This window comes from Mycobacterium botniense (assembly GCF_010723305.1).
Classification (GTDB): Bacteria; Actinomycetota; Actinomycetes; order Mycobacteriales; family Mycobacteriaceae; genus Mycobacterium; species Mycobacterium botniense.
In genome coordinates this window covers 546,902-562,957 of record NZ_BLKW01000002.1, presented here as the reverse complement: position 1 = coordinate 562,957, position 16,056 = coordinate 546,902, and the positions used below count along the sequence as shown (strand labels likewise).

7 protein-coding genes are annotated in these 16,056 nt (G+C 66.4%); 5 read left to right on the top strand and 2 right to left on the bottom strand.

Going from position 1 to position 16,056, the window contains the following annotated elements; genetic code table 11:
* Positions 1 to 16: 16 nt before the first annotated feature.
* Entirely contained in the window at positions 17 to 910 is an 894-nt protein-coding gene (locus tag G6N08_RS02865; protein ID WP_163754070.1) for a DUF4238 domain-containing protein, read from the bottom strand.
* Between the two features lie 27 nt (positions 911 to 937).
* Complete coding sequence (locus G6N08_RS02860) at positions 938 to 2,149, bottom strand: AlbA family DNA-binding domain-containing protein (protein WP_163754067.1); 1,212 nt, start codon at positions 2,147 to 2,149, stop codon at positions 938 to 940.
* A gap of 261 nt (positions 2,150 to 2,410) precedes the next feature.
* Here G6N08_RS02860 and drmD point away from each other — a divergent pair, with 261 nt between their 5' ends.
* The 5 genes from drmD to drmC are packed head-to-tail and all read left to right on the top strand — an operon-like array spanning position 2,411 to position 16,056.
* The gene (gene drmD / locus G6N08_RS02855) at positions 2,411 to 5,539 is read left to right on the top strand and encodes a DISARM system SNF2-like helicase DrmD (RefSeq protein ID WP_246216584.1); all 3,129 of its coding nucleotides are present in this window, start codon (positions 2,411 to 2,413) and stop codon (positions 5,537 to 5,539) included.
* Positions 5,539 to 9,612 (top strand): DNA methyltransferase, encoded by a 4,074-nt coding sequence (locus G6N08_RS02850; protein WP_163754064.1) that lies wholly within the window; start codon positions 5,539 to 5,541, stop codon positions 9,610 to 9,612. The genes drmD and G6N08_RS02850 overlap by 1 nt, the downstream gene beginning before the upstream one ends.
* Positions 9,609 to 13,319 (top strand): DISARM system helicase DrmA, encoded by a 3,711-nt coding sequence (drmA, locus tag G6N08_RS02845; RefSeq protein ID WP_163754061.1) that lies wholly within the window; start codon positions 9,609 to 9,611, stop codon positions 13,317 to 13,319. The genes G6N08_RS02850 and drmA overlap by 4 nt, the downstream gene beginning before the upstream one ends.
* On the top strand, positions 13,319 to 15,361 hold the full coding sequence (gene drmB / locus G6N08_RS02840) for an MrfA Zn-binding domain-containing protein (RefSeq protein ID WP_163754057.1): 2,043 nt from the start codon (positions 13,319 to 13,321) through the stop codon (positions 15,359 to 15,361). The genes drmA and drmB overlap by 1 nt, the downstream gene beginning before the upstream one ends.
* Positions 15,358 to 16,056, top strand: a complete 699-nt coding sequence (gene drmC / locus G6N08_RS02835; RefSeq protein ID WP_163754055.1) for a DISARM system phospholipase D-like protein DrmC — start codon at positions 15,358 to 15,360, stop codon at positions 16,054 to 16,056. The genes drmB and drmC overlap by 4 nt, the downstream gene beginning before the upstream one ends.

Below are 16,056 nucleotides of genomic sequence, written 5' to 3'. Positions count from 1 at the left end.
CGACCGTGTCGGCCAGCTAAAGAGGTCGCTGCTGAGTCACGGCCGGGTGCCCAGTCACGATTTCATTCGCCCGCGGCTCTGGTAGTTGAGTTGGAACCAGGCCGCCATCTTCTGGGTGGTGATAAACACATTCGCGTGCATTGTGCAGCGTCGCGTCGTTGAAGTCTTTTGCTAAGGCTGCTGTGCCTCGCTCGACGGAGTCGAGGCGTCCGGACGCTATCTCTGCAGCCTCTGCCTCGCTTCCTATGAGATGACCGAGCATCGCCAGCCCGGTCGTGCGAGACATCGGAAAGGTGATGCGCCACGCCGTGCCGGTCCCCACCGCCGACCCAGCCGGCGCATTTGGAAACGGATGCAGACTGATAGGCGTATCGCAGGTGAGAAGGCGTTTGCGATTGAAGCGAATCAACGTCCAAGGACGCAGATAGAAGCACGGCCCAGTTTGACCGAAATCGAGCATCGACGTGATATGGGCGGCCTTAAGCTTTTCCGGCCAATCCACCGCTGAAATATCGAATCCACTGCTGTCACCCAACGTATTTGCGATAGTCTTCGCAATCTCGTCAAGCGCCCTGCGCTTATTCGATCCCCGAGCGTGCTGCAGGGCAAGAAAGGTCGCTAGGATGGCGCGCTCCGCCTCATCGAGCGGCCAGACCTGGTCAACCAGCACCTTCCGGAAGATCTCAGCGGCGGGCGCCTCGATCTGATCGGCGATGAGCTTCTCAATCACGTCCCTTTCGGCTGCGCTGTTGACGGTGTAGAAATCGTTGATCACCGACACCTTCCCGACGGACTGCCGATAGCGGGCGTTCCCAGGGAGCCGGACGACTCCGACGAATTGCCGGTCGTCTGCGAAGCCGCTCAAGTAAAACCGCGGCACCGTGTGGTGAGCGCGGGAGATCTGGGCCATAGACCCCAGGTTACCGGCTCGTGCTCGCTACTCCTGTCCGCTAGACGAAGGCTGTCCGAGCCAAGGCCAACGCTCATGACTACCCAAACTGCGCAGCAGGCTGCCCACGAGTCGATTAACCACCACCTGGGGTGACTGTGCGAGTTCCAGAAGCGATGCGATCGTCGCTCTTTCGTAGACGGGGTCGGTAAACACCGGAACTCGATCGGAGAAGGGCTGAGTCGCGAGCGTGTACGAGATGGCGCCACGCAGCCCAGTGACGATTAATCCAAACCGCCAAGAACCGCCAAAACCATATCGCTCCGAAACAAGCGCAGCTAAGCGGGCAAGGAGGTCAGTGTGCCCAATGATCAACGGCTCAAAGGCTTGCGGCTCGTCGACGGAGTTAGGAAACACCACCGCTCTACGGGAGGCGACGACGATTTCGCCCGATTCATAAAGGCGAACTTCCGCGGTGTGCTCGCTCCCCGGGAATGGTTCGCCCTCATGGAATTCCGTGGTTGCTGCTACAGCGCCAGCGCGGCGGATGACTTGCGCTGGCGATCGAAGACTGGGTGAGAACTGCTGGTGTTCGGCTATCACCGCTGCCCCTATGAGCTCTCGCACCGTTTGCTGAAACGATTGTGATCCTGTCAGGGCGACTAGCGGGTCGTGGTGAGCGCCTGTCGGCTCAGCAAGAAGCAGCAACATGGGCGGCGGGTCGGGTGTGTCCCCAAGAAGAGCCTTCAGGGCGTTGCGCGCATCCGCAAGGACGTCACGCTGCGCCGCGTGCTGGAGTGCATGGAGCCGAACAACTTCGGCGTTGGACAAAATGCGGTTCGTCTTGTCGGCGCGGCCGTAATACCGACCGTCCACCATGTGCGGAGCACGCGGTGATGCGGGCACGTGGATCAGCAGATACCCGAGTTGCGGTTGACTGGCTGATTCGATCGGGAAGGTTCGCACTGGCACACCTTCATCCGGTCGGGTCAGCGCAACCTGGGTGACCCGCTCGGCCAAGTTGGTCAGGTCTATCGGTGTGAGCGAGGGTGGCGACGTAGCGTCGTCCACGCCGATGATGAGTATGCCTCCGTCCACTGCCAGCGAGGCGATGTCAATCGCGAGGTTTCTGTTCGCTGAATCGGTGCGGGGCAGTTCGCGCTTGAAGTCAAGGTAATGGCTTTCGGTAAGACCGTTGTCTAGCGCTGCCCGCAGTTCGGCTTCCGTCCGCGCGGTCCAGGCCGGTCCCGCTTGCGTCACGCCGCAATTATGTCAGCTGGGCGTCACGAATTGCGTATACCTGGGGTGCTCGTCGTCGTCCGCTACCCGGGCCATACCGGCGGCCGGCGTGGGGTTCTCGGATGTTCTCATCGAAGCGGTCATCCCAGGCAGTCGCGTTTGCATAGCCCGCGTCGGATGGCGTGCACCGGCGGGCGTCTGCCTCATGCCTCAAAATCCGCCCATAGTCACCGGCCGGTGCGATAGTGTCCGCGTGAGGCCGATGCGCAGGGTGATATAGCAGTGTCCGTGGCGATTTCTCCTCCCGAACCCGGCCAGGTTGTCGAGGTTCGCGGGTCCAGGTGGGCGGTCGCGAACGTTCAGGCGCAGGGCCTGCCCCGCAGCCCGGCCGACGAGGCTACCGCGCAGCTGAACCACGTGGTTGAGCTGCAATCCCTCGACGAGGACCGGCTGGGCGAGCAGCTGTCGGTGATCTGGGAGCTGGAAGTCGGCCACACCGTCACCCCGGCGGCCGGGCCGCCCGAGCTGATCTACCCGGAGGGCTTCGATGACCCGGTCACGCTGGCGGGGTTCATCGACGCCATGCGCTGGGGCGCGGTGACCTCGGCCGACCCGAACCGCTACCAGGCGCCGTTCTGGTCGGGTGTCACGGTGGAGGCCTACCAGCTCGAACCGCTGCGCCGCGCACTGGCCAGCCCGCGGGCAAACCTGTTGCTGGCCGACGACGTGGGGCTGGGCAAAACCATCGAGGCCGGACTCGTCCTTCAAGAGCTGCTCTTACGGCACCGGGCACGCACGGCGGTGATCGTGTGCCCGCCCAGCCTGGCGCTGAAATGGCAAGACGAGATGCGCGACAAGTTCGGCCTGCAGTTCACCATCGTCAACAGTGAGCTGATGGCCCAGGTACGCCGCAGCCACGGCCTGCACGCCAACCCGTTCCTGCTCTACCCGCGGGTGATCGTCAGCATGGCGTGGCTACCGCAGGTGCGCGCGCAACGGCTGCTGCGCGACGTGTACGCACAAACCTCAAACCCGAAGTCGGGCAAGCGGTTCGCATTCGACGTGCTGATCGTCGACGAGGCCCACCACGTCGCGCCGTCAAGCCCATCGGCAATCGCCAGCGGCCGCGGCTACGCGGTGGACACCCAGCGCACCATCGCCGTCCGCCAGCTCGCCGACAAATGCGAGCACCGCCTCTTCCTGAGCGCGACCCCCCACAATGGGCACCCGGAGTCGTTCACCGCGCTGATGGAGATGATCGACCCGTGCCGGTTCTCCCGCGGCGCGATGTTGGACTCCACCGCACTCAAGGACGTCACCGTCCGCCGGCTCAAGAGGGACCTCAAAGCCAAGGGATTCAAGGAACGCCGGGTCAAAATCCTGCCCTTCACCCCCGGCGATGACGAGCAGCAAATGTTCGCCCTGCTCGACGAGATCGTCACCACAAGCGCCAAACGCAACGGCGCCAAGCCCGGCGGCGACATCGTCACAATGCTGCTCAAGAAGCGCTTCCTGTCCAGCCCTTTCGCGTTCGGGATGACGCTGAGCCACTACCTGAGCGCTAAGGCGGGCCGCGGGCTGAGCGATGACGACTACGACGAGATCTTCGGCGAAGGTCAGGCCGATGAGGAAGAGGGGCTGTGGGACCAGGACGAGGCGCAGCGGCTGCGTGAGTCGAAGGGCTCCGATCCGCTCAGTGCCGCCGGGCCGGGGCAGCTGGAAAAGCTGGCCGAGTGGGGACTGAGCTTTGAAAGCCGCCCGGACTCGAAGCTGGAGGCGCTGATCGGTTTTCTCGACGGGGTGTGCCGCATCGACACCAGCTTCTGGTCCAACGAGCGGGTTGTCGTGTTCACCGAATACGCCCACACCGTCGACTGGCTCGAACGAGTGCTGACTCAACGCGGCTACGCCGAGCGGCTGGCGGTCATCCAAGGCTCGACGCCGACCGAGGAGCGCGAATACATCCGCGCCCAGTTCACCACAGACCCGGCGACGGAGCCGGTGCGGGTGCTGCTGGCCACCGACGCCGCCGGCGAAGGCATCGACCTGCAGACCCACTGCCACCGGCTGGTGAACTTCGACATCCCGTTCAACCCGTCGCGGCTGGAGCAGCGGATCGGCCGCATCGACCGCTGGGGGCAAACCCACGAGCCGGAAGTGTTTCACTTCGTGCCCGACGAGAAATCGTCGACGTATGGGGCCGACGCCGGCTTCATGGCCCGCATCGCCAAAAAGGTGGCGCAGGTCGAACAGGATCTCGGCTCGGTGAACCAGGTGATCGGCGAGGAGATCCAGCACCACTTCACCCGCGGGAAACCAGTCAAACGCACGGCGAAACGCGTCGACGCCAACGAGGTGATCAACACCGCATTGGCGGGTGGGGTGGAGCTCAATGCCCGGCTCACCCAGCTGGAGCAGGGCTTTGGCACCTCCCGGGCCGAGTTGCATCTGGAGCCGGGTAATCTGCGGCGAGTCGTGGACACCGCGCTGCGGATCAACCACCAGCCCCCGCTGATCCCGATCGGTGACGAACGCAGTGACGCCGAGGTGTTCGAGGTGCCGACGCTGAGCCCGGGTTGGCACGACGCCCTCAAAGGCTTGGACACCCGCCTGAAACCCGGTGTGCTGCGCCCGATCACGTTTGACCCCACCGCGGCCGAGGGCCGCGGCGATCTGGTATATGTGCATCTCGGGCACCCGATCGTGCAGAAAGCCCAGCGGTTGCTGCGGCGGTCGTTGTGGAGTGTGGACTCGCCGCTGAATCGGGTGACCGCGGTGGTGGTCGATGACTTGCCGGAGTCGTTCGTCGCGGCGGTGACCCGCATGGTGCTGGTCGGCCGCGGCGGGGTGCGCCTGCATGAAGAGGTGTTTCTGGCTGGGGTTCGGTTGAAGGGCCGCCGGGCGATGGCCGAGGAGAAAGCCGAAGCCGCCCTCGACCAGGCACTCGACGGCGACCAGCTGCAACTCGCCGACCAGCGGGTGCTCGACCAGCTGTGCGCGCTGTGGAATGTCCCCGACGCGCCGCTGCGCGCTCGGCTCGAAGAATCCATGGCCACCCGCGCGAACCGCCGCCGCGACATGGTGATGGGGCAGCTGGCCCGCCGCGAAGCCTCCGACGTTCAGCGGGCGCGCGACATCTTCGCGGCGTTTCGGGTCAACCTGCGCGAGTCGCTGGCCCAGCTGCGCACCAAGGAAGCCGAAGCCGAGGCGATGCTGTGGGCCGACGATCAGGCCAAGCAGTGGCGCCGCGACATCGAGGCGATGCAGCGCCGGCTCGACGAGCTCGACGATGAGGAGGCCCGCGAGATCGCCGCGATCACGCAGCGCTACGCCGACGTCAAGCCGCACACCACCGCGGCCGCCGTGGTGTTCGCGCTCACGCCGCACGACGCCGCGGCAGGGTTGGGCTGATGGCCCGCCCAACCCGGCGCCCCCCGCTGGCCAATGTCTCTGATCTGCACCGCCAATGGCTGGAGCTGGTCGACACTGATGGCCCGTTCCTGGCGATTCCGCCGCTCAAACGGGTGTGGCCGCAGGGCATGCCCAGCCTGTCCGATGAGCGCAAGCAGACATTGATGTATGCCCGCAAGGACTTCGAGGCCGCATGGGAAGCCCGCGACCGGGCCCCCGACCACCAGGCGACCCTGGAGGCCTACCGGGTCGCCCGCGACAAATGGGTCGAAACCGTGTTGCGGGACGTGGCCGGCTGGGCCGAGTCACTGTCGTGGGGCGAGGTACCCGGCGTTCAGGCGCAGTCCCCGAATAAGGCGGTGAGCATCACCGCGCAGGCCGCGCTGAATGGACCAGACGGCGTCGGCGCCCTGGTGTACGTGGTCGACCCGGTCGATTCGCTGCGGCAGGTGCCGGGCGATTTGTGGGCCGCCACCCCGGTCGACCGGATGGAAGCGCTGTTGCGCGACAACGGTATTGAGATCGGCGTCGTCACCGACGGGCGCTGGTGGGGGCTGGTGTGCGCCCGCGAAAACGCCATGGCCGCCTCGGGCATCGTCGACGCGCTGACCTGGGTTGAGGAGCCCCGCACCCGGGACGCGTTCCTGACCATCATCGGCCGCCAGTACCTCATCGGCGGCGACCCGGATGAGCGGCTGCCGGTGCTGTTCGCCGAGTCGATCGCCGCCGCTGAGGAGATCACCGAGGCGCTGGGCGCCCAGGTGCGCCGCGCCGTCGAGCTCCTTGTCCGGTCGTTTTCCGAATCGGCGGCCGACGCGCAACTCCGTGGCCTGCCCAACCCGCTGCCCGCCGACCCGCACCACACCTACGAGGCGGCGGTCACGATCATGATGCGGATCGTGTTCCTGCTGTTCGCCGAGGAGCGCGGGCTGTTGCCCTCCGGGGAGCTGTTCGAGCAGGCCTACGGGATCGCCGGCTCGCTGGATCGCCTGCAGCGCCGCGAGATCAACGAAAGCGAAGAGGCCCTGGATGCCACCTCGATGATGTGGCATCGGCTGCTGGCCACCAGCCAGGCGCTGTATCGCGGCGCGTCGTTCGAGGGCATGCGGATGCCCGCCTACGGCGGCTCCCTGTTCGACCCCGAACGCTTCCCGTTTCTGACCGCGACCACCGAACAGGGCACCCTGGCGCTGACGGTGCCCGACCGGGTGATGCTGCACGTGCTGCGCTCGGTGCAGCAGGCCGTGCTCAACGGGGAAGCACGCCGAATCTCGTTTCGCGACATCGACGTCGAGCAGATCGGCTACATCTACGAGGGTCTGCTCGGCTACACCGCCGTCACCGTGGATCAAACCTACCTCGGGCTGCGCGGCACACCCGGTGCGGAACCGGAGATCCCGCTGGCGGTGCTCGATGAGCTGGGCGCCGCCAACCCTGATCGGACGACGCTCGCCGCCGCGATTCGGGCGTGGGTCGAGCACGACCAGCCGGGCGCCAACCCGCCGTCGGCAACCGCGATCGCCAAAACCCTTGGCGCCGAGCCGTACCCGAGCGCGGTGAGCGCCCTCACCCAGGCTGTGGGTGGCGACGCCGGCTTGCGCGAGCGGGTGCTGCCGTGGCTGGGTCTGGTGCGCCTGGACCTGCGGGGGCGGCCATTCGTCGTGCGCGCGGGCGGCCTGATGGTCACAGAGACCCCGTCGCGCAAGAACGCCGGCGCGCACTACACCCCGAAATCGCTGGCCGAAGAGGTGGTGCGCCACGCGCTGCAACCGCTGTGCTACCGGCCCGGCCCGCACGAGACCGCTGACGAAACCCGCTGGAAGCTCAAATCCTCCGACGACATCTTGAGCCTCAAGGTCGCCGACATCGCCTGCGGCTCCGGGGCATTCCTGGTCGCGGCGGCACGCTATCTCGCCGAACGCGTGGTGGAGGCGTGGATCGCGGAGAACCCGGCCAATAGGCAGCGCCGCGACCTGCATCTGCGGGCCATTCGTAAGGTTGTCGCCAACTGCATCTACGGCGCCGACATCAACGCCATGGCCGTCGAGATGTGCAAGCTGTCGCTGTGGCTGGTCTCCCTCGACCGCGACCTGCCGTTCTCCTTCGTCGACGACAAGATCTTCCTGGGCAACTCGCTGCTCGGGCTGACCAGCCTCGACCAGCTGCGCAGGCTGCACATCGACCCGGCGCGGGTGCCGACCACGGCGATGATCGACTTTTATGATGTCGACATCGACGCCATCATCCGCCGGGCCGTGGAGCTGCGTCGCAAACTGGCCAGCGAGATCGACGAGTACGACCCCGCCCGCAATGCCGCCGCCAAACGCCGTCAGCTCACCCAATTGCGTGCTGTGACAGCCGAATTGCGCACTATCGCCGACGGGGTGATCGCCGCCGGGCTGCCGCTGGGCGGCACACCGGGCAAGGCGCTCGACGAGGCGTATGAGAACCTGCGCATCGCGGTCAAAGCTGCCCACCCCGAATCCGGGCAACCGGATTCGACGTCGCTCGACGCGATCATCGACCGTGGCCTCACACCCACCGTTCCGACCGACTACCAGCGGTGGCGGCCGAACCATTGGGTCATCGAAGCCCCCGATGTCATTGTCGAGCGCGGCGGGTTTGACGCGATCATCGGCAACCCGCCATTCCTGGGTGGCAAGAAGCTAAGTCCAGCAATGGGATCAGACGTTCGCGAATGGCTCGTGAACGTGGTTGCGTGCGGGACGACGGGGAACGCCGATCAAGTGGCCTATTTCTTCCTACGCGCCCAATCGCTGCTGTGCTCGCACGGAACCGTGGGGTTAATCGCCACCAACACCATCGCCCAAGGCGACACCCGAGAGGTCGGGCTCGACCAGATGGTGGCATCGGGGTTCACCATCACCCGGGCCGTCCAAAGCCGGTCCTGGCCCGCCAGCAGCGCCAACCTCGAGTACGCCGCGGTGTGGGGCAGCCTCGGCCCGGTCGCCGACGACGTGCCGCGCATCAGCGACGACACCCCCGTCACGCGGATCTCCACCCTGCTCGAACCGGAGGGGCGGGTCGTAGGCAACCCCGTGCGGCTCGCCGAGAACGCAGATATCGCGTTTCAGGGCTGCATCGTTCTGGGCATGGGATTCGTCCTGGAACCCGAGGAGGCGCAAGCGTGGATCGCCGCGGACCCGCGCAACGCCGACGTGCTGTTCCCCTACCTCAACGGCGAGGACCTCAACTCGCGGCCCGATTGCTCGGCCTCCCGCTGGGTGATCGACTTTAACGAACGAACCGAAGAAGTCGCAGCATCCTTCCCGCGCCCCTGGGAGCGCGTGCTCAGAGAAGTTTATCCCGAGCGCGCTCAAAAGGACGGCGCGAAGTACCCGAGGATGGTCTACGAGTGGTGGAAGTTCTGGAACGCCCGTCCCGCGCTGCGGAGGGCGATCGCTGGCCTCGACGAGGTCCTGGTGATCGCGCGCCTAAGTAAGAGTGTGATGCCGGCGAGGATTGCGACCGGTCCGATACCGAGCGAGCAGGTCGTGGTCTTCGCCACCGATTCGTTTGCGGATCAGGCGGTGCTGTCCTCGTCGGCTCATCAGACGTGGGCGATCACGTACGGCTCAACGCTCGAAACGCGCGTGCGCTACACGCCATCCGACGTGTTCGAAACCTTCCCGCGCCCAGCGCAGTCCGAGTGGCTGCAACGCATCGGCCATACCCTCGATGAGGAGCGCCGCGAGATCATGCTGCGCCGCGACCTCGGCCTGACCACGCTCTACAACCTGGTCAACGACCCGCAGATCAGCGACGCCGCCGACCCGGATGTGGCGCGGATGCGGGCCATCCACGTCGAACTCGACCACGCGGCGATGGACGCCTACGGCTGGTCGGACATCCCGCTCGATCACGGGTTTCACACGTATCGACAGATGCGGCGCTGGACCGTCAGCCCGGCGGCCCGGGTCGAGATCCTCGACCGGCTGTTGGAAGAGAACCACCGCCGGGCCGCCCACGAAGCCGCGCAGGCGCGCAAACCGAAGCGCAAACCCCGCCGCGGCACCAACGTGTCAGAGGGTGAGGCGACACTGTTCGCATGAGCGACACCACCGACAAACCCGACGGCCCGCACGCGACGTATGAGCTGACCTACCAGCCCGACGGCACGTCGTTCACCGTGCGGGAAAACCTGGTCGACATCCTGCAGCGCGAGCTGCTCGGCCCGATCCACGGCCCGCACGAGGTGCTGCCGCTCAGCCCGCGCTCGCAATACCTGATCGGGCACATCGCCCCGGTGAAACTGACCGGCGCCGCGCTCACCGACGACGACACCGAACCCGTCGCCGAGCGGGGGCATCTCGTGGAGGCCCGCACCGACGAGGAGGCGCTGCACGAAAGCCGCGGCGTGCCCGCCTACGCCGATGACAACGACGCCGACGCCGAGGACGACGACGCCGAAGACCGCACCCCCAAGCAGGGCTTGATGATCCCCGCGTCGATGGGTCTGCGGTTTCAGGTGCCGCCGGATCTGGAGTCGTTCACCGTCACCGCGTCGTGGGGCGCTTATGAAACCGTTGCGACCGATCAGGTCACCAAGGCCGGTCGGCCGATCCGCCACTACCAGCGCACCCCCATGCAGGAGACACGCACCGTCAAGCTGGCCGACCTGCGCCCCGGTCGCACCACCACCATCGGCTTGCGGGAGTCGATCTGCCTGCGGGTGGACCGCTACAACGACCCCGGGCGGGTGCTCATCGAGATCGCGCTGTGCAACGACCGCGAAACCCCGATGCCAATCCCGATCGGGATGTGGATGTTTCAAACCAAACTGCACGTCGACGCCGGCGGCGCGGAGGTGTTCCTGCCGGTCCGCGACGTGCTGGCGGAGCAGGACTGGGCCGAACACGACCCGGAAATGCGTCAGCTGGACCTGCAATACCGCAACCGGCTGGAATACGCGATCGGACGGACCTGCTCGGCGGACTGGTCGGTCAAAGACGGCGCACGGCGCGCGTCGGCGGTGTGGACCACCTGGCTCCCCGTTGCCGAAACCCCGCAAACCCAGGCCCGGTCGGTGGACGACGCGCTGCTGTCCATGGACAAGCTGGCCCACGTCACCCCCGACGAGCTGCGAACCGGACTACAGCCACTGATCGACGGTTACCGAACATGGCTCGACACCCAGCAAGCCGCCTCAGCCGAACTGCCGCAGCATCTGCGCGAGGCCGCCGACGCGGTGTTGTCCAAGGCGCGCGGCGCCCACCAGCGGCTGCAAACCGGGCTGGAGCACGTCGCCACCGACACCGAAGCGCTGCGCTGCTTCCGGTTCATGAACCAGGTGATGCGCGAGCAGCGCATCGCCACCCAGGTCGCCGCCGAACGCGCCTCCGACCCGTCGCTGTCGATCCCGGCGGCCCGGGCCAAGGTCGCGGCCAAGGGTGACGACGCGGCCTCGTGGCGGCCGTTCCAGTTGGCGTTCATCCTCATGCAGCTTCCCGCGCTGAGCGATCCCACCGCACCGTTGCGCAGCGCCGATCATCAGGCCCAGGTCGAGTTGCTGTTCTTCCCGACCGGCGGCGGCAAAACCGAGGCTTATCTCGGTCTGGCGGCCTACACCTTCGCGGTCCGGCGCCGCCAGGGCGTCGTCGAATCGGCCGGCGGTCCGCTCGACGGCCGCGACGGGGTTGCCGTGCTGATGCGCTACACGTTGCGGCTGTTGACCTCCCAGCAATTCCAGCGCGCCACCGCGCTGATGTGCGCCGCGGAGTTGGCGCGCCGGGCCGACGAGAACACCTGGGGCAGCGTGCCGTTGCGGATCGGGCTGTGGGTCGGCACCGACGTGAGCCCGAAACGCTTCGAGGAGGCCGAGGAGCAACTGGCCCGGGCCAACGAATACGGCGCGCACCGGTTGACCGTGCTGCAGATTCAGCGTTGCCCGTGGTGCGGCACACCGATCAGCTCCGCGCAGGTGAAGGCCGACAAGACGCTGCGCCGGGTGTTCGTCTATTGCGGCGACGAGCTCGCGCAGTGCCCGTTCGCCAAGGGCGGCAGCGTGACCGAGGGTCTGCCGGTGTTGACCGTCGACGAAGAGATCTACCGGCTCACCCCGGCGTTCATCATCGGCACCGTCGACAAGTTCGCCCGGCTGGCCCGTGAGGGTGAGGCCGCGGCGCTGTTCGGATACGTCGGGCGCAAGTGCGCCCGGCACGGCTACGTGCACCCCGACTACGCGGCGTGCACCATCTCCACCGCCCACCCGCCCACCGACGGTCAGCCGGCGGCCACCATGCACCCGGTGGGTCGCCTGCGGCCCCCGGATCTGATCATCCAGGACGAGCTGCACCTGATCACCGGGGCGCTGGGCACGTCGGTCGGTGTGTTCGAAACCGCGGTGGAGACCCTGGCGTCGTGGGAGGGGTCCGACGGCAAACTCGTGCGGCCGTTGATCGTCGCGTCGACCGCGACCGTGCGCAACGCGCACGAACAGGTGCGCGGGCTCTACGGGCGGCGGGTGGAGATCTTCCCTCCCCAGGTGCTCGATGTCGCGGACACCTATTTCTCTCAGGAGGTCCCGGTCAGCAAGGACAACCCAGGTCGCCGGTATGTCGGGGTCAGCGCCCAAGGAGTGCGGTTGACGGCGGCGGAGATCCGGATCGCAGAGGTGCTGCTGCTGGCCGGTCAACTGTTGTTCGACCGCTGCGGCGCCGACGCCGACCCGTACATGACGCTGGTGGGCTACTTCAACGCGACCCGTGAGCTGGCGGGCATGACCCGCTACCTGGGCAGCGACGTGCAGGAGCGGGTGAAACGGCCGCGCAAGGATTCCGGCTTTGCCCCGCGGCTGGGGGCCGCTTTCGGGCTGTTAGAAAAGGGTGAGCTGACCGCGCGCATCGCATCCTCGGAGATCGGCAAGACGCTAGACCGGCTCGGGTTGCCGTTCGACCCAAGCTACGACACCACCGCGGCTTTTCGGGTGCGGATGGCCGACCAGAACGCCGGCAAGAAGGTGCCCACCCGTAACGAGGCGCCCTTCGACGTGGTGCTCGCGACGTCGATGCTGCAAGTCGGGGTGGACGTCCAGCGGCTCGGGCTGATGTTGGTGGTTGGGCAGCCCAAGAACACCGCCGAATACATCCAGGCCTCCTCCCGGGTGGGCCGCGACGCCACAAACCGGCCGGGACTCGTTGTGACCCTCGGCAACTGGGCGCGGCCCCGCGACCTCGCCCATTTCGAGCAGTTCCGGCACTACCACGAAACCTTCTACGCCCAAGTTGAGGCGCTCTCCGTCACGCCCTACTCACCGACATCGCTGGAGCGCGGTGTCGACGGACTGCTGGTCAGCGTCGCGCGCGTCATGCAGGCGCATCTGGCCGACGGGCTGTCACCGGAGCGCAACGCCGGGCGGATCACGGGCCAGCGCGCCGCCGTCGAGCACATCATCGAACGGCTGAAGAAGCGTATCGCGGTGGCCGCTCAAGACGACAATGCCACCCAACGCGCCAGCGACCTGCTGGTCAACCGGCTCGACTGGTGGACGAAGCGGGCCGCCTACGCCACCGACCTGGGCAAGACCTTGGTGTACGAACGCACCGGCGAAGCGGACAGGTATTTGCCGCTGCTCATCAGCCCCGAAAACGCCAAAGCGTCGGTGAGCGGCTCGACTCAAGCACCGTTCGTCGTCGCCAACTCGATGCGGGAAGTGCAGCCGGAGATCAACATCCTGGTCAGCCCCATCCAGGAAAAGCTGTTCACCCGCGCACCCGAGGGCGTTCCCGCTTGGAGCCTGCCAACCCGTGAGGACGAGTGATGACCGACACCGTGCCCGAGATGTTGCACGACACAGCCGACGCCCTCGACCCGCTCGCCGACGTTGACGAGGGCGTGGTCAAGAACCGGGCCAAGGTAGGTTCGGCGCGCCCGTCGTCGCTGCTCTACACCTACGGGCCGGGCGCGATCATGGACCTTCCCGGGTTCTCGGTCATGCCCGCAGGGCTCGATGATTGGGAGCCGATCTGGAAACGCCGCGAGCACATCCCGACCATCATCGAGCCACGCCTGCTCCGGGTCGTGCGGCTGCACCTCGGCCCCCAGGTCGACGCGCTGCGGCCCTATCCCTGGCAACCGAAACAAGGAGCATTATCCAAAGAGGGTGATGATCTTGGTATCCCGGCCCGGGTGTTCCCGCAATGGTTGCGCTGCACGGGATGCGATTACCTCGGGCCGCTGCCGCGATTCACCTACACCAACACCCACCCGTTCCGGCCCGACCTGGCGCGGTTCACCCACAAGAGCTGCCCAGGACGGGGCGGACAGCGCGCGGGCGCGACGACGCGCAAACGGGAGAGCCCGGCCGTTCCCGCCCAGCATCTATTGACCTGCACCAACGGGCACCTCGACGAATTCCCCTACCCGCTATGGATACACCGTGGCAAAACGTGCCCCAAAGCTGTGTCACCAGACCTGAAGATGCGTGACGCCAACGTCGGCAGAAGCGTCGGCTCGACGATCGAATGCGCCGCCTGCGGGGCGCGGCGCAGCATGGCCGAAGCCCAAGGCGCCGCCGGGCGGGACAAGCTGCCGCAGAAATGCCGAGGCCGCCACCCACACCTCAACGCCTTCGACACCGACTGCGACGCACAACCCGCGCTGATCATGATGGGCGCCTCGAACCTGTGGTTCGCGTGCACCCAGTCGATCATCGTGATGCCCACCGACGAGAAGGCCGAAGCGCTCGCCGACCGCCTGCGGGCCGAGCTCGGCGTGGAGAAAGTCACGAAATACGCTGCGCAGCTTGATTTCATCCGAGAGCTGGCCGACACCGCGCACATCGACCTGGCAGGAGTCTCCGATGACGAGCTGGCGCAAGCCGTCGCCGAGGTGGTCGCGCCCCCGGTCTCCGAGGAGCAACGCCACGAAAAGCTCGCCGCCTGGAGCCCCATCGACATGCTGGTCCCCGAGTGGCGATACCTGCAAAAGCCGCCACTGTTTGCCCAGCAGCCCAACAGCAGCGGGCTGATGGTGACCGAGAAACAGCGCGACCCCAAACTGCACAGCCGCATCAGCCGGGTCGTCGCGGTCAACAAGATGAAGAAGGTCAACGCTTTCGTGGGCTTTACCCGGCTTGACGAGTTGGATCGTGTCGGCGACGTGCCCAGCCGGCTGGTCAAGCTGACCCGTAACGGCAAGCCGAGTTGGGTGCCGGCCACCGAAGACCGCGGTGAGGGGATCTTCGTGCAGCTCGATCTTCCTGCGGTAGAAGCCTGGGAGAGCACGATTCTCGGGTCGAAGCTGTGGGCGGCTCATCGGGATGCGCATCGCCGAAACTTCCGGCGGCGCTTTTCCGAAACGGCCGACCGGGATATCGACCCCGACACCCGGTTGCCGGCGCCACGGTATTGGCTGCTGCACACGTTGTCGCATGTGCTGATCCGCGAGATGGCGATGTCATGCGGTTACGGTGCGGCCAGCTTGGCTGAGCGCATCTACGGCTGGCGCACGTCAGCCCAGCGAGAAGGTGCCGCCGGGCTGCTGATCTGCACCACCGCCTCCGATAGCGAAGGCACCCTCGGCGGCCTGGTCGCACTCGCCGAACCTGCTCGACTGCAAGGGTTACTGGCCAATGCCCTGCGGCGTGCTTCGCGGTGCTCCTCGGATCCGGTGTGCGCGATGCGCACACCCAGCGACCCGGAGGACTTTCTGCATGGGGCCGCTTGTCACTGCTGCTCGTTCGCCTCGGAAACGTCCTGCGAGAAGGCGAACCGGTTCCTCGACCGCCGCTTCCTGCTCACTCTGCCCAGCGCCGATGACGAGCCGGTGCCAGGGTTCTTCGGGGCTCCCGGTGAACTATGAACCACTATGCGGCACTGGGTGAATACCTCACAGCCACTGAGGCCGAAGCGCTTGCCGTGCTCTTCGAGATCGGCGAACACACCGTGTACGCGCTGCGCTCGGTCAGCTCCGCGCGGCGTGACCGGGCCGCGGAACTACTGACCGCCGCCGGGCTCGGTCACACCGAACCCGCTCTTTCTGCAGCGGTGCTCTGGGCCGTGGCCGGGGCGAAATCCGTGCACCGCCACCTCGTTCCGGTGTGGACAATGCCCGGAAACGAAGCCACCATCGGGCATCTCACCAGCGAGTTCTACCGCATGGTCACCGGAGCCCGCGTCGCCGTGACGTGCGCGACCTACAACTTCTCGAAAAACTCCACGATGTGGGAGGCGCTCAAAATCGCGTCCGAACAACCCGGCGTCACCGTCTGCGTGTACGTCGACGCCGAGAAGGGTGAGCCGTGTGCCGTGAAGGCTCAGTTGCCCCTTGCCACGGTGTACCGCTCGGCGCGGCTGCCTGACGGCAGTGCGATCGTCAGTCACACCAAATTCATCATCGTCGACCACGAAATCGTGCTCTTGACCAGCGCCAACTTTTCGTACAACGCCGAGAATCGCAATGTCGAGTTCGGGCTGCTCATCCACGACAACGGGCTGGCGACGTCAATCGAATCCACCATGGCCAGCAAGCATGGGGCTCTCTATGAGCTTGTATAA